This window comes from Cryobacterium algoritolerans, from assembly GCF_004402785.1.
GTDB classification, from domain to species: domain Bacteria; phylum Actinomycetota; class Actinomycetes; order Actinomycetales; family Microbacteriaceae; genus Cryobacterium; species Cryobacterium algoritolerans.
This window is the reverse complement of record NZ_SOFP01000055.1, coordinates 1-18,582: the sequence shown is the minus strand read 5'-3', so window position 1 is coordinate 18,582 and position 18,582 is coordinate 1. Positions and strand designations below refer to the sequence as shown.

Sequence of the window (18,582 nt, the reverse complement as noted above, 5' to 3'; positions counted from 1 at the left end):
GCGAGCGCGCCGGGCGAATCGGTCGGCACCGCGGGAGCAGGCGCGACGCCGAGCCCGGGCGGCCCATCCGCGCCGGCTGCCCCCGCCCCCACCGGCCCGGCCCCGATCCTCGGGCTGGAGACGTTCGCCAACGTACCCAGTCACGTCCCTTCCGCGGTGACCTACCCACAGACCCCGCCCGCGGGCGGACCGCACAGCCCCGTCTGGCTGAACTGTGGCGTCTACGACCGGGCCGTGCCGAATGAGAATGCCGTGCACTCGCTCGAGCACGGCGCGGTCTGGGCGACCTACGACCCGGCGCTCGCCCCGTCAGAGGTGGCGGTGCTTCGCGCCGCACTACCCGGCGAACACGTGGTCGTTTCGCCCTACCCCGGCGTGGGCTCACCAATCGTGCTGACGGCGTGGAATGTGCAGCTCAGGCTGGAATCGGCTGCCGACCCGCGCATCCCGGCCTTCACCGCCGCCTACCTGAACGGTCCGACCGCGCCCGAGTCCGGCCGATCCTGCTCGGGCGGCCGGGGTGCCCCCGGCAAGGTCGGCTAGGCAGCCGCCCGCGCAGGGTGGAGGACGCGAGCTACTCCGCGGGGAGCAGCCGGGACGGCGACGGTACCGGCGCCGTGACCTGCTCGGCATAGAGCCGCGCATAGACGCCGTTCGCCACGAGCAGCGCGGCGTGGGTGCCGCTTTCCACCACCCGGCCGCCGTCCACGACGAAGATCACATCGGCGGAGACGATCGTCGACAGCCGGTGTGCGATGGCAATGGTCGTACGCCCCCGGGATGCCGTGTCCAGCGCGGTCTGCACGATGCGCTCGGAGATGGAGTCGAGGGCGCTCGTCGCCTCGTCGAGGATGAGCACCTCGGGGTCTTTCAGGAGCACCCGCGCGATCGCGATCCGCTGCTTCTCGCCGCCGGAGAGCCGGTAGCCTCGCTCGCCCACGACTGTGGCGTAGCCCTCGGGGAACGAGGCGATGGTGTCATGGATGCTCGCGGAACGCGCCGCAGTCTCGAGTTCGGCATCGGTGGCATCCGGTTTCGCATAGCGCAGGTTCTCGGCGATCGTGGCGTGGAAAAGATAGGTCTCCTGGCTGACGATGCCGATGTGGGCGACGAGTGACTGTTGCCGCAGGTCCCGCACGTCCACACCGGAGAACAGCACCCGACCGGCAGAGGCCTCGTAGAAGCGCGGGATCAGGTAGGACACCGTGGTCTTGCCGGCCCCGGATGGACCGACGAAGGCCGCGAATTCGCCCGGTTCGATCCGGAACGAGACGGCGTCGAGGGTCGGCCGGGAATCGGCCGCGGCATCCGGGTAGGCGAACGTGACGGCGTCGAACTCGACCCGGCCGGTCGCCTCGCCGGCGGCCGGAACGTCCCCGGCGGTCGGAGCGTCGCTGATCGCGGGTGTGAGGTCGAGGTACTGGAAGATGCGGGCGAACAGGGCGCTGGAGGTCTGCAGGTCGAGCGCCACCCGCATCAGCCCGAGCAGCGGGAACAGCAGGCGGGACTGCACAGTGGTGAATGCGACGATCGTGCCAGGCGTGACATCCGTGGTGCCGTTGAACATCAGCAGGCCGGCAACCAGATAGACGATCGCGGGGATGCTGGAGAGGAAGATGCTCACCATGGCGAAGAACCACTGGCCGCTCATCTGCTGGCTGACCTGCAGCCGCACCTGGTTGTCGTTCTCGTCGGAGTAACGGCGGATCTCCGCCTGCTGCCTGGTGAAACTCTTCGAGAGCAGGATGCCCGACACGCTCAAAGTCTCCTGGGTGATGGCCGTCATGTCGGAGAGCGACTCCTGGGTCTTCGACGCGATCCGGGCGCGCACCTGGCCGACCCGGCGCTGCGCGATGACGAGGACGGGCATCAGGATCACGGCCACGATGGCGAGCTGCCAGTTCAGTAGCAGCATGGCGACGAGGGCCGCGATCACGGTGACCACGTTGCCGAGGAGGCTGGAGATGGTGTTGGTGAGCACGCTCGCCACCCCGCCGACGTCGTTCTGCAGCCGGGACTGGATGATGCCGGTCTTCGTCTTGGTGAAGAAGCTGAGTTCCATCGCCTGCAGGTGGGTGAACAGGCGCACGCGGAGCGCACCCATCACCGAGTTGCCCACGGTGGCGGTGAGCCAGGTCTGCCACACGCCGAGCAGTTGAGAACCCAGGTAGATGCCGATCATCAGGCCGACCAGGGTGGCCAGTCGCGGCAGGTTCGGGTTGCCGCCCGGCGGGAAGAGGCCTTCGTCGAAGGCGCGCTGCACCAGCAGCGGCGGCACCACCGACAGCGCGGCGCTGATGAAGACCAGCACGACGGTGATCGACAGGTCCCGGCGGTGGGGTTCGAAGAGTGAGCCGATGCGGCGCAGCAGGTTCGGGATGCGCGGCGCCTCTGCGTTCTCCGCCCGCTGGGCCACGGCATCCCCGCCGCTGACACGGCCTCGGGGGCGTCCGTACTGACCGGCCTGGCGCGGGCTGCTTCCGCCGTGCATTCCACTCATGGATTCACTCTAAGCTCCCTAGGCGGCTTAATGATCCGGGAGTCAGCGTCAGGGCGCCGGTCAACGCTCGCGCCGCCCGGTACGACGATTTTCGCCCGCCCCCACGCCGCGGACGGCGGGGCCGGCCCAGCGGGGCGGGACGGGAATGGTCGATTTCCGGCGATGCCGGGCTACCCCTTCGTCGAGCCGGCGAGGAGGCCGCGCACGAAGTAGCGCTGGAGGCTGAAGAACACGATGAGCGGCACCACGAGCGACACGAAGGCAGCGGCCGTGAGTCGCTGCCAATCCTGACCGCGGGTACCCGTGAGTTCGGCCAGCCGCTGGGTGAGCGGTGCGACGTCCTGTGTGCCGCCGGAGAAGATCAGCGCCACGAGCAGGTCGTTCCAGACCCAGAGGAACTGGAAGATCGCGAAGGATGCGAGCGCGGGCACCGCGAGCGGCAACACGATCCGGAAGAACACCTGTCCGTGGCTCGCACCGTCGACGCGCGCGGCCTCGATCACCTCACCGGGGATCTCCGAGATGAAGTTGTGCAGCAGGAAGATCGCCAGCGGCAGCGCGAAGATCGTGTGGGCGATCCACACCGGCAGGTAGTTCTGCGCCGGGATCATCGGAATCAACTGGTGCAGCGCCTCCTGCCCCGGCCGGAGCAGCGCCGTGAACATCTGCAGCAGGGGGATGAGCGCGAGCTGCAGCGGCACGATCTGGAGGGCGAAGATCAGCACGAAGAGCGCCCCGCTGCCCCGGAACTTGATCCAGGCGAAGGCGTACGCGGCCATCGACGCGATCACGAGGGGGAAGATTGTCGCCGGGATGGCAATCGCGAGCGAGTTCACGAAGTAGGCGCCCAGCTGCGGCGACGACTGCGAGGTCGAGAGGAGCACCTCTTTATAGTTGTCGAGCGTGAAACCCGGGTTCTGCAGGATCGTCCACCAGCCCGTCGTGGTGATCAGCCCGGCCGGACGGAAGGAGGAGACGAAGAGACCGAAGGTGGGCAGGGTCCAGAGCACGGCGATCACGAGCGACACGATCGTCGCGGTGCGCGAGGTCAGGCGTTTCTTGACGCGCGTGGACTTGGCGCCGACCACCACGGCATCCGTCGCACTCTTCCTGGTGCCCGCAATGGGCAGGTCGACCACATTGTCGCTCATCGGATCTCCCTCTGCTTGCGCAAGATTCTGACGTTGTAGATGACGATCGGCAGCACCATCAGGAACAGCACGATCGCGAGCGCGGCGCCGCGGCCCTGCTCGCCGGCCCGGAAGGCCTGGGTGTACATTTCGTTCGCGATGACGCTCGTATTGAAGTTACCGGCGGTCATCGTGCGCACGATGTCGAACACCTTCAGGGTCGCGATCGAGATTGTCGTGATCACGACGACGAGCGAACCACGGATACCGGGAAGCGTCACGTTCGTGAACCGCTGCCACGCGTTCGTGCCGTCGAGTTCGGCGGCCTCGACCTGCTCGGTCGGGATGCCCTTGATCGCCGCAGAAAGGATGACCATTGCAAATCCGGTCTGGATCCAGATCATCACGACGATCAAGAGGAAGGTGTTGATCGGCGTGGTCTGCAGCCACTGCACGGGCTGACCGCCGAACCAGACCACGATCTGGTTGAGCAGGCCGATCTGCGCGTTGCCCGCGACCCGGTAGTCGTAGATGAAACGCCAGATGATGCCGGCGCCGACGAAGGAAATGGCCATCGGCATGAAGACGAGGGCCTTGAAGTACTTCTCACCGCGTGACTTGTCGATGAACACGGCGTAGCCGAGGCCGATCGCGGTGGCGACGGTCGGCACGAGGACCACCCAGATGAGCGTGTTCCCGAGCGTGATGAGGGCGGCCGGCTGGGTGAACATCCAGACGAAGTTCTCACCGCCGACCCACTTCCCGGAGCTGTTCGTGAACGCCAGGAGCGAGGTACGGAACGCCGGGTAGATGAGGCCCACTCCGAGCAGGATGAGCGCCGGCGCGATGAAGAAGGCGAGCTGCCAGTAGTCGCGCCCGCGTTTGGGCGCCCTGTCGATCAGAAAGAGAACGAGCCCGATCACGAGGGAGAAGGCGGCGAGGGCGCCCACCACCTGAATTATTTTTCCGAGTAAGTCCGCGGTCGTCATCGGCCGGTCCCTTCAGTGTCACGAATGGATGAGGGTAGGGGGCGGGCCCGCCGTTGTCCGGCGTGCCCGCGCCACGTACTCAGAGCGACAACTAGCTCTTCGGCCAGCTTGCCTCGATGGTGTCGAGCACCTTGGAGGTGCCATCGCCACTCAGCCAGGACACGATGCCCTTCCAGAATGAGTCCGTGCCCACGGCACCCGGCATGAGGTCGGAGCCGTCGAAGCGGAAGACCGTCTTCGGGTCCTGCAGAATCTTGATGCTCTGGGCCAGGAGGTCGCTCGAGGCGTTCTTCGGGTCGAGGCCGGTGTTGGCGCTGATCACGCCGCCCTCCTTGACCCGGTTGTTCGCCCAGGTGTCGCTCGAGAGGTAGCTGAGCACCGCGGTGATCTGGTCACTCGACTTGAACGCACCGACGAGCTCGCCGCCGCCGGTGACTGCCTGCTCGCCGCCGGCCTTGACGGGTGGCAGGAGGAACGCATAGACATCGCCGGTGGGGGAAACCGTCACCTTTGAGCCGTCAGCCTTCTTCCAGAAGCCCTCGTAGAAGGAGGCCTGGTGGTGCAACGAGCACTTGCCGTCGAGGATCGGGAGGCCCGCGTCGCCGAACTCGGTCGAGATGATCGATGACACGTCGCCGAGTCCACCGTTCACGTAGTCCGGGTTCTTGAGGATCGAGCCGACCGAGTCGAACGCCTTGGCGATCGCCGGGTCGTTGAACGGGATCTCGTGCTTGATCCACTTGTCGTAGGTGTCGGCGCCGGCCTGGCGCAGCACGTAGTCCTCGACCCAGTCGGTGCCCGCCCAGCCGGTGGCGTCACCGGAGCCGACACCGGCGCACCACGGCTTGTGGTCACCGTCCGCCGCGATCTTCTTGGTCAGGGTCATGAGCTCGTCGAGCGTCTTGGGGGTCTCGTAGCCCTTGGCCTTGAATTCGGCGGGCGAGTACCAGACGTAACCCTTGACGCTTGCCATCAGGGGCGCGGCGTAGAAGGCTCCGTCGGCTGCCGTGCCGTAGCCCTTCCAGTCCTTTGACCACCACTTGTCGACGTTGGCCTCGACGGCCTTGGGCGCCTTCTTGAGGAAGCCGGCATCCGCAAGCTTGTTGAAGAGTCCGGGCTGCGGGATGATCCCGATGTCGGGGGCATTGCCGCCCTCGGCGAGCACCGCGATCTGGGCCTCGAATTCCTTCGTGCCCTGGTAGGAGACCTTGATCCCCGTGCAGGCTTCGAAGTCCTTCCAAGAACTCACGAGGCGGTCCGCCTCGACGTCCTGGATGGTGCCGCCGATCTTGACCTCCGGGTTGTTCTTGAAGGTTCCGTAACTCGAATAGTCCGCACAATTCGTCTTCGACGTGTCCTGTGCGGCGATGTCTCCCGTACAGGCGGTCAGGGCGAGTCCGATGACTGCGGCGGTGGCCACGGGGACAGCCAGCCGGCGGTAGTGATTCACGCTCATGCGTTTCCTCCTCATTGAGTGGTGCTGGGGTGCGGGCGAACGCGGTTCGCGGACACCGAAATGTGATGCGGGTGGTGGTGCGGTGCAATCGATGCGGTGATGTGATGCCGTGATTCGCGGAATTCAGGCCCTGCAAGCGGTCATATAGGGAACCGGTTCCACACCACAAGGTACGGCACAACCCCCTTGATCCGCAAGACCGATGTGGTCACAAATTGAAAAAGATCGTCTGAGGGCGCTGTCGGCGGCGGCAGGACAGGCTCGGGCAGCCCAAGGGGAAGATATTCATGGAACCGGTTCCAGAACGAGGAGATTTCCGCTAGTCTGTCGTCAGCACAACCAACGACGGAGGCCGGTATGAGCGCGATCGCGGATGTCGCCCGCCTCGCCGGTGTGGCGAAAGCCACCGCCTCCCGTGCCCTGAGCGGCCGAGGCTACGTGTCGGAGGTGACCAGGCTCAAGGTTGTCGCCGCAGCCAGAGCGATCGGCTACGTCGCCTCCCCCAATGCCGCCAGCCTGGTCACGGGCCGCACCAAGAGCATCGGCGTCATCATTCCGTTCATCAGCCGCTGGTTCTTCTCCGAGGTGCTCGAGAGCATGGAAGAGGCGCTCCTCGCCGAGGGCTACGACATGACCCTCTATAACCTGCCCGCCTCCTCGCCCGAGCGGGACAGCGTCTTCGAGTACTTCCTCGCCCGCAAGCGGTTCGACGGCGTGATCTCGGTGGGAGTCGCGCTCAGCGAGGGAGAGGTGGACCACCTGCACCGGCTCGGCCGCCCACTCGTCGGCATCGGTGGGCCGATCCGGGGAGTGCAGACGATCGCGATCGACGACGTCGCCGCCGCCCGGCTCGCCACCGAGCATCTGCTCAGCCTCGGGCACCACGACATCCTGCACATCGGCGGCAACCAGACCGATGAGATGGACTTCAAGGTGCACAGCCAGCGGCTGACCGGGTTCTACGCGGCCATGCACGAGGCCGGCTGTCGCACCGAGGGCGCCTTCTTCCCCTGCGAGTTCACGATGCCGAGTGGCTACCTGGTTGGGCTCTCCGTCTTCGGCGACCCGCGTAGCCGGCCGACGGCCGTTTTCGCCGCGAGCGACGAGATCGCGATCGGTCTCATCGTCGCGGCCAGGGAACTGGGCATCCAGGTGCCGGCAGACCTGTCCGTGATCGGCATCGACGGGCATCCGTACGCCGACATGTTCCGCCTGACCACACTGGAGCAGCACCCGCGGCGCCAGGGGCGGCTCGCCGTGGACACCCTCCTGGCCGAGCTCGAATCACCCACGCACCGGGAAGAGTCCGACCAGCTGACCGTGCTGCCGACCAACCTGGTCTTCCGCTCGAGCACGAGTGCACCTCGGAGCCCGCTCGGCGGCTCACCCGACTGAGACCCCGCGCCGCCTGACACCAGGAGACACCCGGCCGGTGACCGCGGGTTCGCCCGCTCAGCTGTCGCCGGCCCCGATCGCCTCGGCTTCCTCGAGCGGGTCGACCTGCCCGTTGGCCCGGGCCAGGTGCCGGTGCCCGACGACGAGGATCGCCACGGCGACGAGCACGGATGCCGCGGCGGCCACGAACGGAGAGGCCGGCCCGACCGATGCCGCCAGCAGTGTCGCGGCCGGCGGCGCGATGGCCCCACCGAGGAAGCGCACCCCGGAGTACGCCGAGCTCGCGACGGATCGCGGCAGGTCGGTGGCCTCCATCACGCATTCGGTGAGGACCGTGTTGAGCACGCCGAGCAGTAGCCCGCCCACGACGACGCAGGCGACGAGGCCGACAGCAGACCCGATCGACACGGCAGCGGCCACGAGATCGAGCGCGAGCAGCGGAAGCACGATCCAGAGCACCTGGGTGCGCGGCATCCGACGGGTCAGCAGAGGCGCCACCCAGACCGACGTGACCGCGAGCGAGAGCCCCCAGCCGAAGAAGACCAGCCCGAGGGTCACGGCGCTGCCGAGGCCGAGCGGCACGAGCGCGAACGGGGTGTACGCGAGCAGCACGAAGAAGGCGATGTTGTAGAAGAAGGCAGCGGCGGCCAGCACCCCGAGCCCGGGGCGGGCGAGCGCGCGGAACGGGGCCGAAATGCGGACGGGCGCCGGCCGGGTCGGCTCGGACTTCAGCATCACGACGATGGCGATGAATCCGACCGCCATCAGCGTCGCACTGCCGAAGAACGGGCCACGCCAGCTCAGGCTGCCGAGCAACCCGCCGATCAGCGGTCCGATCGCGATGCCCAGGCCCAGCGCAGCCTCGTAGAGGATGATCGCTGACGACGTTCCACCGGAGGCAGCACCGACGATGGTGGCCAGCGCGGTAGAGATGAAGAGCGCATTGCCGAGACCCCAGCCGGCCCGGAAGTCGATGATCGACTCCACATTCTGCGACAGGCCGGCCGCGAGAGCGAAGACGATGATCAGCGCGAGGCCGATCAGCAGGGTTCGCTTGGCGCCGATCCGGCTGGAGAGCCAGCTCGTGAAGAACATGGCGATACCGGTGATCACGAGGTAGCTGGTGAACAGCATCTCGGTCTCGGTCGGCGTTGCCGCGAGGTCCCGGGCGATGGCCGGAAGAATGGGGTCGACCAGGCCGATCCCCATGAACGCAATCACGCAGGCGAAGGCGACCGCCCAGACCGCCCTCGGCTGGTGCAGGATGCTCCGGGCGGGCTCCGGCGAGGCAGCAGGCACAGAGACGACAGGCACAGAGACGAGATCCTGCTGCTCGGCGGCGTCCCGCCCCTGGGCGCGGCTCACGACCCCGCTCACGATGCGGCTCCGAAGGGTACGACCAGTCCGGACGGGTCGGACGGGTCGCTCCGTTCCACCCGGTCGCGGAGGATCGAGATCGCCCGCTCGAGCGTGGCGACATCATCGGCGGGGAGGTCGGCGAACATCGGCAGCAGTGCCGCAGCGAGCTCGCTCCGCCAGTCGAGCAGAGCGGCTTCGCCGGCCGGGGTGATCGCGGTCTGGGAGACGCGGGCGTCGAGCGGGTCGGCCAGGCGGGTGGCCCAGCCGCGCAGCTCGAGGTGGCTGACCAGCTTGGTGGCTGTGGGCTGGGAGACCCTGCTGCGACTGGCGAGCGCGCCGAGGCGGATCGAGCCCGACTGCAGCAGCACACTGAGTGTGCGCCAGACGGCCGGGGATTCCGGGTTGTTCGCGGCGTGGGCGGCGACCCTGGTCAACCGGTGGTTCACCGAGACGAGGTCGCCGAGGATGGTGTGTAGGTCTGTAGGCATCCGTCCACTATACATAGCCGGGCTATATAAAATGAATCGACCCGACGCATCGGCCGATTCAACGGCCGAAGGGCGTCGCACCCGCTGGGTGCGACGCCCTTCGGCGTGTTGGACGGCTGACGCCGTCCGACCTGACTGAACCCCCAGCGGGGCCCGGTTACTTCAGGACTGCGGTGGCGCCGGCAGCTTCGAGAGCAGCCTTGCCCTTTTCAGCGGCCTCCTTGGAGACGCCTTCGAGGACGGCCTTCGGCGCGCCATCGACGACGGCCTTGGCCTCGCCGAGGCCCAGGCTGGTGAGCTCGCGCACAACCTTGATGACCTGGATCTTCTTGTCGCCGACAGCCTCGAGGATGACGTCGAAAGCGGACTGCTCCTCGACCTCTTCAGCGGGTGCAGCGGGACCAGCAGCGCCGGCAACGGCGACCGGAGCAGCGGCGGTGACCTCGAAGGTCTCCTCGAACGCCTTGACGAACTCGGAGAGCTCGATGAGGGTGAGGCCCTTGAACTGTTCGAGCAATTCCTCGGTGGAAAGCTTTGCCATGATTTTTCTCCCTATAGTTTCTTAGTTACTCACCGCGATGCCAGGCAGATGCCTAGTTCGCGGACTCCTGCTTCTCACGCAGCGCGTCGATGGTGCGAACAGCCTTCGACAGTGGCGCGTTGAACAGATATGCGGCTCCGAACAGCGAGGCCTTGAAGGCGCCGGCCAGCTTGGCCAGCAGCACCTCACGGGACTCGAGGTCGGCGAGCTTGCCTACCTCTGCAGCGGTGAGCGGGTTACCGTCGAAGTAACCACCCTTCACCACCAGGAGAGGGTTTGCCTTGGTAAAGGCACGCAGGGTCTTCGCGACGGCGACGGGGTCTCCGTGCACGAAGGCGATCGCGGACGGACCGACAAGCTCGTCGTCAAACGACGTGATGCCGGCGTTGTTGGCCGCAATCTTGGTCAGCGTGTTCTTTACCACGGCGTACGTGGCGTCCGCACTGATGGATACGCGCAACGACTTGAGCTGCGCAACAGTGAGACCGCGGTACTCGGTGAGCAGAACGGCGGTCGAGCTCTGGAATTTCTCCGTCAGCTCGGCGACCGTTGCTTCCTTGTTCGCCATGGCGCTCCTCTTGGTTTCATGTGCCGGTAGCCCGGGGCGCAGACATGAAAAAAGCCCCAGCGCAAGCGCCGGAGCTGGGAGGCAATCCACAGGGGAGTGCGTTCTTACTTCGATTCCTGCGCGGGCCGTTCACGTGAATGAACCTTCGATCAACGCTTCCTGTGTGGAAGTGAAGACAACCGGCGGTCTTTGGCTATGGAACACCCTAAGCGACGAGGGCCCCGCCCGCAAATCGACGGCCCCGCGTCCGTGCCCAAAAATTAGTTGACTTGAGTCTACTAACCCGATATAGTTGATCTTTGTCAATTACATCCGGGAGTCCCATGCCACGCGCCTCGCGCACCACCACCCCGTCCGTTACACGCACGGCGCTTGCCGCGCGCACCATTTCCGCGGACGGTTCCATGTCCAAACGCCAGGTGCTCGAGGCCCTGTCGGGCCTGTTGCTGGGCATGTTCGTCTCGATCCTGGCCGGAACGGTGGTCAGCACCTCGCTCCCGATCATCCTCTCCGACCTGCACGGTGACCAGTCCGCCTACACCTGGGTGATCACGGCCACCCTGCTCGCCACCACAGTCAGCACACCGATCTGGGGCAAGTTCGCCGACTTGTTCAACCGCAAGCTGCTGATCCAGCTCGCCCTGGCCGTGTTCGTTCTCGGCTCGGCACTGGCCGGGCTCTCCCAGGACACCGCCACCCTGATCGGTTTCCGGGTGCTGCAGGGACTCGGCGCCGGCGGGCTCGCCGCGCTCAGCCAGATCATCATGGCCGACATCATCAGCCCGCGTGACCGCGGCAAGTACGCCGGCCTGTTCGGTGCCGTGATGGCCGTCGGCACTGTCGGCGGCCCGCTCCTCGGCGGGGTGGTGACGGATGCGTTCGGTTGGCGCTGGAACTTCTTCATCGCTCTTCCCGTCGCGATCGCGGCCATCGTGCTGCTGCAGCGCACCCTGCACCTACCCCAGCGGATCCGTCGCGCGGTGCGGATCGACTATCTCGGCGCCGTGCTGATCACCGGGGGCGTGTCGCTGCTGCTGATCTGGGTGACCCTGGCCGGGAGGGAGTTCGAGTGGGCATCCGTGTCGTCGTTCGTCATGGTCGGCGGCGCGGTGCTGCTCCTGGTGCTGGCCGTCGTGGTCGAGTCCAGGGTGGCGGAGCCGATCATCCCGCTCGGCCTGTTCCGCGACCGCACGTTCACCCTGGCCACCATCGCCAGCGTCTCCGTGGGTGTGGCCATGTTCGGCACCTCGGTGTTTCTGAGCCAGTACATGCAGCTCGCCCGCGGAGCGACGCCGACCCAGTCCGGCCTGCTCACCATCCCGATGATGGGCGGCTTCCTGGTCTCCTCGACCACATTCGGTACCCTGATCAGCCGCACCGGCAAGTGGAAGTCGATCATGGTCTCCGGTAGCGTGCTCGTCATCGTCGGGCTGCTGCTGCTCGGCTCCCTGACCAGCACCACGAGCCTGCTCTTCGTCGGGATCTTCATGTTCGTGCTCGGCTCCGGGCTCGGCATGCTGATGCAGAACCTCGTGTTGGTCGTGCAGAACGGGGTCGAGGTCGCGAACCTCGGGGTGGCCACCAGCGCGGTCACCTTCTTCCGCAGCCTGGGCGGCACGATCGGGGTCTCGGTGCTCGGCTCCGTGCTCGGCACGGTCGTGTCCCAGCAGATCACCGCCGGGATCGGGCAGTTGAGCCCGGCCAACCAGGCGGCCGCCGGGGCGAGCCTCGGCTCGGGCGCCATCCCGCACATCGCCGCGCTGCCCGCCGCGATCCGGGTGCTGGTCGAGTCTGCCTACGGTTCGGGGGTCGGCACGGTCTTCCTTCTCGGCGCGCCCCTGGCCGTGGTCACCCTCATCGCCGTGGCCCTGCTGCCCAACGCGTCGCTCGGCACCCGCACCGCGATCGCCAGGGCGCACGCCGACGCGGCCGACGGCGCCGCCGCACGCGAGATTGCGCTGGTCGAGGACATCCTGATCGACGCGGGGGCGGCGGCCGCGGACCTCACGCCGGTCGGCCTGAACGATCCGAGCGGAACGATTCTCGGCGGCGGCGGCGGCGAGCCGACGCCGGCCGGCCTGCGTAGTCTGTGACCATGACGCAGACCAGCCAAGGCGACACCGGCACCGCGATCGCCGAGGTCGAGGAGCAGATGAGCGTGCTCGCCGGGCACATCCGGGCGAGCATGCGCGACGCCGCCCTCAGCATCGACCCGGCGTTGCAGCCGTTCGGGCTGAAGATGCTGCGCCTCCTGGCCCGGTGCGGGCCCACCCACGCCAGTGCCGTGGCCGCGGCGCTCTACGTGGACAAGAGCGTGATCAGCCGCCAGGCCAGGCTGCTCTGCGACCTGGGCCTGCTGGAGACCCAGGTCGATCCGGCCGACGGCCGGGCGCGGTTCCTGGCCGTCACGCCGACCGCGGAGCGCAAGCTCGCCGAGGTGCGGGCCGGCGACACGGCGATAGTGCATCGCCGCCTGGGCAGTTGGCCGGCCGACGAACTGCGCGAACTGGCCCGGCTACTGGCCAAGCTCAACACCCCGTAGCCGCACGCCGGGCGGCCGGCCTCAAAGCGCGGGACCGGCGCCGTTGTCCGGGCGCCACTGGCGCACGTTAGGCTCACTGGCCTGCCGGGTCTCCAGGGAGGCCACTCCGATGATGATCGCGAACTGGGCGGCCGTGCCGTGCGCTAATCGGATCCGCTGAGCCGGAACTCCTCGCTGTCCAGCAGGTGCTGGGCGCGCTCGACCACCCGGGAACTGTACGAGCCGGTCGACCTCGCTTCCAGCAGTGCGGCACGTTCCGCCTGCAACACCCGGAGTCGCAACGCCCGATACTGTTCCTGCGGTCCGGCAGCGTTCTCGTCCGGAGACTCCGACAGCGATTCCGCACGGAGGGAGCGTGCCGAGCGCACCCGCTCCACCACCTCGGGATCGAACCGGCGGCCGTCGTCCTGAGCAACCGCGGGATTGTCCAGCACCGCCAGCCCGACGCCCGTCATCTCCGCGACGAGGGTCGACAACTCCTCGCGGTCCGCCGCCTGATCGTGCCCGGTGATTCCCAGTGTCCTGATCAGGAGAGGGAGGGTCCCGCCCTGGACGAGCAGGGAGGCGATCGCGACGGTGAAAGCGATGAGCAGCAGTTGCGCTCGATAAGGGGTGACGGCCGGAAGCGAGTGAGCCGCCGCGACGGTGACCACACCGCGCATGCCCGACCAGGCCAGCACGGCGCCTCCGCGCCAGTCGAGCCCCTCCGTCGTCACGAACGCGAAATCGGCCCGCTTCCGCCTCACGGTGAGGTGGTCCTTGCGCGTCACCCGCCCGTCCGTGGCCGGCCGGTGCCACCACCGGGCGAGAGAAACGGCCGGGCCCTTCTCCCTTGCCCGGCTCTCATCTCTCCTCAGCAGCGCGAGCAGCGGGATCACGAATGCAATGCGAACCGCGGCCAGGACAAGCGTGGCGAGCAGACCCAACCCGATGGCCTGGCTCACGCTGAAATGGTCGTCCTTCACCTGGTCGACCAGACCCTTCAGCCCAAAGCCCATGACGAGGAAGACTCCGTTCTCCAGGACGAATTGGGCGGTCCGCCAGTTGAGCCGCTGATTGATGCGGTCCTGCGCAGAGAAGAGCCGAGCGCTTTTGTGGCCGGTCACCACTCCGGCGACAACGACAGCGAGGACCCCGGACGCCTTGATCTCGTTGGCCGGGATGAATGCGAGGAACGGGACGGCGAAGGAAATGGTCGTATTCAGGACCACATCGCCCAGATGTGACCGCAGCCACACCGTCACCTGCCCCACGACCAGCCCGATGAGGATGGCGGCGATGACCGCGTAGGCGAAGTCGCCGATGACGTTGATGAACGCGACTGAGCCTGCCGTCGCCGCCACGGCCGAGCGCAGGAGGACCAGGGCGGAGGCATCGTTGACGAGACTCTCGCCGTGCAACAGCGTGACCAGCCTGGGCGGAAGGCCGAGCCGGCGCCCGATCGATGTTGCGGCGACCGCATCCGGTGGACTCACGACGGCGCCGAGGGCGACCGCGGCCGGAAGGCTCAGCGCGGGGAGCAACCAGTGGAACAGGAGGCCGATGATGAAGGCACTGGCCATGACGAGCAGCACGGAGAGGCCGGTGATGGCCTTCGCGTTGCGGCGGAAGTCGACGACGGGGATATTGACGGCACCCGCGTAGAGAAGTGGTGGGAGAACAGCGGTGAGAATGAACTCCGGGGGGATCACGACAGCGGGAACGCCGGGGATCAGGCTCCCGGCGACGCCGGCGAGAACGAGCACGAGGGGCGCCGCCACGCCGAGCCTCGGCCCGACGACAGCGGCGCCGACGAGAGTCAGAATCCCGAGGACTCCCAGGAGCGAGTAGGTCACTGGCACATCGTAGGGTTCGCGGCCCGGCACCGACAGGGAATACGCCCCTCGGATCTGGGCGGGTTCTCAGAATCCGCGGGAATCCCGGCTCAGCGCAGAGGCAGCGACACCCGGAAGCGCGTACGGCCCGGGTGGCTATCCACGGTCACCTCGCCGTGGTGGGCGGTCACCACGGCGCGGGCGATGGCCAGGCCGAGGCCGGTGCTGCCCGTACCCCGGAAGCGGGAGCTGTCTCCGCGGGCGAAACGCTCGAACAGGGTCGACTGGAGGTTCTCCGGGATGCCCGGTCCGTCATCCGTCACGGTCACCACGGCCCGGTCGCCCAGGATCGAGAGCGCGACGTCGACCGTCGTCTCCGGCGGCGTGTGGATGCGGGCGTTGGCGAGCAGGTTGGCGAAGACCTGATGCAGCCGCGCGGTGTCGCCGACCACCCGGACCGGTTCGTCGGGCAGATCGAGCCCCAGGACCCGATGGCGGCCGGCCGCGTGGGCGTCGCTGACGACGTCGACGAGCAGGCTGGTCAGGTCGACCGGCCTGCGTTCGAGCTCCCGGCCCTCGTCGAGCCTGGCCAGCAGAAGCAGGTCCTCGACCAGGCCCGTCATCCGGATCGACTCCGATTCGATCCGCCCGAGCGAGTGCAGGGCGTCGGGCGGGAGGTCCTGGCCGGTGCGGCGGGTGAGCTCGGAGTAGCCGCGGATCGAGGCGAGCGGGGTGCGCAACTCATGGCTGGCATCCGCGACGAACTGGCGCACCTTGCGCTCGCTGGCCTGCCGGGTTTCCAGGGCCACATCAACATGGTCGAGCATCCGGTTGAGCGCTGATCCCACCCTGCCGACCTCGGTGCGCGGGTCGGTGTCGGCGGCCGGAACCCGGTCGACCAGGGAGACCTCCCCGCGGTCCAGCGGCAGCTCGGCCACCCTGGCCGCGGTCTCCGTGACCCGCTGCAGCGGACGGAGGGCGAGGCTCACGATCCACAGCGCCAGGACCGCCACCACGATGATGCCGGCCAGGGAGACCACCCCGATGATGATCGCGAGCTGGGCGGCAGTACCGTTCACCCCGGCGAGCGGGAGCCCGACCAGGTAGAGCACGCCGGTGCGATTCACGTTGGCCATGATCCGGTAATCGCCGACAGAGCCGTCGAGGTCGATACTCACGGCCCGCGACGGTTGCATCTGCCGGGCGAGGATCTCCTTCTGGTGCGTGCTCAGCGCCGCAATGTCGCCGCTGACCGTCGTATAGCCGGAGGAGATGCTCGACCCGTCGAAGACCAGCGCGAGGGTTCCCGGCGGCTGGGCCGGGCCGTTCAGGATCATCTCCGCCGTCGGGGTGGTTAGCGCAGGGGAGCCCTCGTCGAGGTCCCGGTGCCCCTCGAGCACGGCGCGGGAACGGTCGGCCGCCGCGCCGAGTTGCTGGTCGAGGACGTCGAGCAGGGACGCCCGGAGGATCGCTACGCTGACCAGGCCGATCGAGACGCTGACCAGCGCGAGCAGGCCTACGACGGCGAGCACGAGCCGCCGGCGGAGCGTCCAGGGCGCGCGGGGACGGCGGAGCCGCCTGGCCTTCATCAGGCGGTCTTCAGCATGTAGCCTGCGCCGCGCACGGTGTGGATCATCGGCTCGCGCCCGGCGTCGACCTTCTTGCGCAGGTAGGAGATGTAGATCTCGACCACCGAGGACTTGCCGCCGAAGTCGTAGCTCCAGACCCGGTCGAGGATCTGCGCCTTGCTCAGCACCCGGCGGGGGTTGCGCATGAGGAAGCGCAGCAGCTCGAACTCGGTGGCGGTCAGCTCGATCGGCACGCCGGCCCTGGACACCTCGTAGCTGTCCTCATCGAGGGTGAGGTCGCCAACCGAGATCCGCGGGTCGGTGGAGTCCGACACGGCGAGCGTCGACCGGCGGATGAGGCCGCGCAGCCGTGCGACGACCTCTTCGAGGCTGAACGGTTTGGTGACATAGTCGTCACCGCCCGCGGTCAGGCCGGCGATCCGGTCGTCGAGGGAGTCCTTGGCCGTGAGGAAGAGCACCGGGGTTTCGTAGCCGTCGGCACGCACCCGCTGCAGAACCTGTAGGCCGTCGATGTCGGGCAACATGATGTCGAGCACGATCGCATCCGGCCGAAACTCACGCGCGATCGTGAGCGCCTGCCGACCTTCGCCGGCGGTGCGCACCTCCCAGCCCTCGTAGCGCAGGGCCATTGAGAGCAGGTCGGTGAGGGTCGGCTCATCGTCCACCACCAGCACCCGGATCGGGCTGCCGTCCGCCTTGTGCAGTCGCGGGCCGCGGGCCGCATGGTCGGTCTCACGAGTACTCATGTTCTCCAGTATCTTCAGTCAACTATGAAACGGCTATGCGAATCCCCTGCCTTGCCTGTGAAGACGCCCATTCCCGCCTCTATGGCCGATTCATAGCGTGCCGATAGCGCCGCCATAGGCCCCGTTCGTAGCTTCAGTCTCGGCGGTGGCCCCATCGCCGGAACTGGAGAGCCATGTTTATCACTTACCTACGGCGGGAACTCGCCGGCCGTCGAAAGCAGACCGCGATCGTCGCGACCGGCATGGCCCTGGCCATCGCCCTGGTCATTATCGTCAATGCCGTATCCAGCGGGGTGCAGCTCGCCCAGGCCAGCGTGCTCGAATCCGTCTACGGCGTCGGAACCGATATCACCGTGAGCCAGATGCCGGCGGCGCCGACCGCCGGGGACAGCAGCGGCGGCCCGCAGAAGTTCGATTTCGGCGCCGCCGACGGCAACGCGAGCGGCGAAACCACCACGGTCAGCCGGTCCCGGCTGACCGCAACCCGCGGCACGTCGACGTTTGAGTCGACGGCCCTGGCCACGGTCGGCTCGGTCGACAACGTGAGCGGGGCGGCCGCCACCCTCGCGCTGGAGAACACGACCTTCAACGGGGCGCTGCCCACGCGCACCCAGGGCACCGGGACCGCCGCGGGCACCACCCCGCCGGAGGGCGGGTCGGATGGCGCCGGCGGCAGCTCGTTCAACGTGGACTCCTTCTCCGTGCTCGGCCTCGACCCGGCCGATGAGGCCGTCGGGCCCCTCTCGGCGGTAAGCCTCACCGACGGCCGCTCCCTCACCAAGGCGGATGCCGGCGCCAACGTCGCCGTGCTCGACTCGAGCTACGCGACTTCGTCGTCGCTCGCCACCGGCGGGACCGTCTCCCTCGCCGGGACCGACTTCACCATCGTCGGGCTCGTGACCGCGGAATCCGCCAACGCCGCCACGGCCGCAAACGTCTACATCCCAATCGACGTGGCGCAGACACTCTCCGGACTGACCGGTCAGGTCTCCAACATCTACGTGCAGGCGTCGTCGTCCACTGACATCGCCCAGGTGAAGGCCGAAATCGAGAAAGCACTCCCGGCCGCGACCGTGAAGACCCAGGCCGACCTCGCCTCAGGTGTCTCCGGTTCCCTGTCCAGCGCCTCCGACCTGGTCAAGAACCTGGGTCTGTGGCTGTCTCTGATCGTGCTCGCGGCGGCGTTCCTGATCGCCGTGCTTTTCACTATCTCCGGTGTCACCCGGCGCACACGGGAGTTCGGAACGCTGAAGGCGATCGGCTGGTCCAACGGCAGGATCGTGCGGCAGGTTGCCGGTGAATCGCTCGTGCAGGGCCTGATCGGCGGCGCAGCGGGCATCGCCATCGGCCTGCTCGGCATCCTCGTGATCAACCTCATCGCCCCGACCCTGACCGCAGGCACGGCCAGCGCGGCCGCCGGCGCGGGCACCGGCGCGGGCACCGGCGGGCCCGGCGACGGACGCGG

General features: G+C 67.7%; 16 protein-coding genes. 5 read left to right on the top strand and 11 right to left on the bottom strand.

All coding sequences use genetic code 11. From position 1 onward, the window contains the following. Window positions 1–543, top strand: a 543-nt coding sequence (locus E3O19_RS12440) for a DUF3105 domain-containing protein (protein ID WP_134568049.1), incomplete at its 5' end; no start/stop codon positions are given. A gap of 31 nt (window positions 544–574) precedes the next feature. Here E3O19_RS12440 and E3O19_RS12435 read toward each other — a convergent pair. From E3O19_RS12435 to E3O19_RS12420, 4 genes are all read right to left on the bottom strand, one after another. After that, window positions 575–2,500, bottom strand: coding sequence for an ABC transporter ATP-binding protein (locus tag E3O19_RS12435; protein WP_241981359.1), 1,926 nt, complete (start codon window positions 2,498–2,500; stop codon window positions 575–577). A 170-nt stretch (window positions 2,501–2,670) separates the two neighbouring features. Further along, complete coding sequence (locus tag E3O19_RS12430) at window positions 2,671–3,651, bottom strand: carbohydrate ABC transporter permease (protein ID WP_134568047.1); 981 nt, start codon at window positions 3,649–3,651, stop codon at window positions 2,671–2,673. Further along, window positions 3,648–4,619, bottom strand: coding sequence for a carbohydrate ABC transporter permease (locus E3O19_RS12425; RefSeq protein ID WP_134568045.1), 972 nt, complete (start codon window positions 4,617–4,619; stop codon window positions 3,648–3,650). Before E3O19_RS12425 ends, E3O19_RS12430 begins: the two co-directional genes overlap by 4 nt. Window positions 4,620–4,710: 91 nt before the next feature. After that, complete coding sequence (locus E3O19_RS12420) at window positions 4,711–6,075, bottom strand: ABC transporter substrate-binding protein (protein WP_134568043.1); 1,365 nt, start codon at window positions 6,073–6,075, stop codon at window positions 4,711–4,713. Window positions 6,076–6,432: 357 nt separating this feature from the next. Here E3O19_RS12420 and E3O19_RS12415 point away from each other — a divergent pair, with 357 nt between their 5' ends. Further along, entirely contained in the window at window positions 6,433–7,470 is a 1,038-nt protein-coding gene (locus E3O19_RS12415) for a LacI family DNA-binding transcriptional regulator (RefSeq protein WP_134568041.1), read from the top strand. Between the two features lie 57 nt (window positions 7,471–7,527). Here E3O19_RS12415 and E3O19_RS12410 read toward each other — a convergent pair whose 3' ends face one another. The 4 genes from E3O19_RS12410 to rplJ form a co-directional block, all read right to left on the bottom strand. Next, window positions 7,528–8,769: an MFS transporter gene (locus E3O19_RS12410; RefSeq protein WP_134568053.1), complete on the bottom strand. Its 1,242-nt coding sequence runs from the start codon at window positions 8,767–8,769 to the stop codon at window positions 7,528–7,530. Between the two features lie 74 nt (window positions 8,770–8,843). Next, window positions 8,844–9,317 (bottom strand): MarR family winged helix-turn-helix transcriptional regulator, encoded by a 474-nt coding sequence (locus tag E3O19_RS12405; RefSeq protein WP_134568039.1) that lies wholly within the window; start codon window positions 9,315–9,317, stop codon window positions 8,844–8,846. A 157-nt stretch (window positions 9,318–9,474) separates the two neighbouring features. Next, window positions 9,475–9,858: a 50S ribosomal protein L7/L12 gene (rplL, locus tag E3O19_RS12400; RefSeq protein WP_134365672.1), complete on the bottom strand. Its 384-nt coding sequence runs from the start codon at window positions 9,856–9,858 to the stop codon at window positions 9,475–9,477. Between the two features lie 52 nt (window positions 9,859–9,910). Continuing rightward, window positions 9,911–10,426 carry a 50S ribosomal protein L10 gene (gene rplJ / locus E3O19_RS12395; RefSeq protein WP_104100771.1) on the bottom strand — a complete coding sequence of 172 codons (516 nt, stop codon included), beginning with the start codon at window positions 10,424–10,426 and terminating at the stop codon, window positions 9,911–9,913. Window positions 10,427–10,830: 404 nt separating this feature from the next. Between rplJ and E3O19_RS12390 the strand changes: the two genes are divergently transcribed. Further along, window positions 10,831–12,519, top strand: coding sequence for an MFS transporter (locus E3O19_RS12390; protein ID WP_134568051.1), 1,689 nt, complete (start codon window positions 10,831–10,833; stop codon window positions 12,517–12,519). Between the two features lie 2 nt (window positions 12,520–12,521). Further along, entirely contained in the window at window positions 12,522–12,968 is a 447-nt protein-coding gene (locus E3O19_RS12385) for a MarR family winged helix-turn-helix transcriptional regulator (protein WP_134568037.1), read from the top strand. Window positions 12,969–13,111: 143 nt separating this feature from the next. On the opposite strand, the gene E3O19_RS12380 is transcribed toward E3O19_RS12385, so the two are convergent. The 3 genes from E3O19_RS12380 to E3O19_RS12370 all read right to left on the bottom strand — a co-directional run bounded on the left by E3O19_RS12380 (window position 13,112) and on the right by E3O19_RS12370 (window position 17,117). Beyond that, complete coding sequence (locus tag E3O19_RS12380; RefSeq protein WP_134568035.1) at window positions 13,112–14,803, bottom strand: cation:proton antiporter; 1,692 nt, start codon at window positions 14,801–14,803, stop codon at window positions 13,112–13,114. Window positions 14,804–14,892: 89 nt separating this feature from the next. Beyond that, window positions 14,893–16,371: a sensor histidine kinase gene (locus E3O19_RS12375; RefSeq protein WP_134568033.1), complete on the bottom strand. Its 1,479-nt coding sequence runs from the start codon at window positions 16,369–16,371 to the stop codon at window positions 14,893–14,895. Further along, on the bottom strand, window positions 16,371–17,117 hold the full coding sequence (locus E3O19_RS12370; protein ID WP_134568031.1) for a response regulator transcription factor: 747 nt from the start codon (window positions 17,115–17,117) through the stop codon (window positions 16,371–16,373). Before E3O19_RS12370 ends, E3O19_RS12375 begins: the two co-directional genes overlap by 1 nt. Window positions 17,118–17,290: 173 nt before the next feature. Here E3O19_RS12370 and E3O19_RS12365 point away from each other — a divergent pair. Further along, a partial coding sequence (locus E3O19_RS12365) for an ABC transporter permease (protein ID WP_134568029.1) occupies window positions 17,291–18,582 on the top strand: 1,292 nt, incomplete at its 3' end.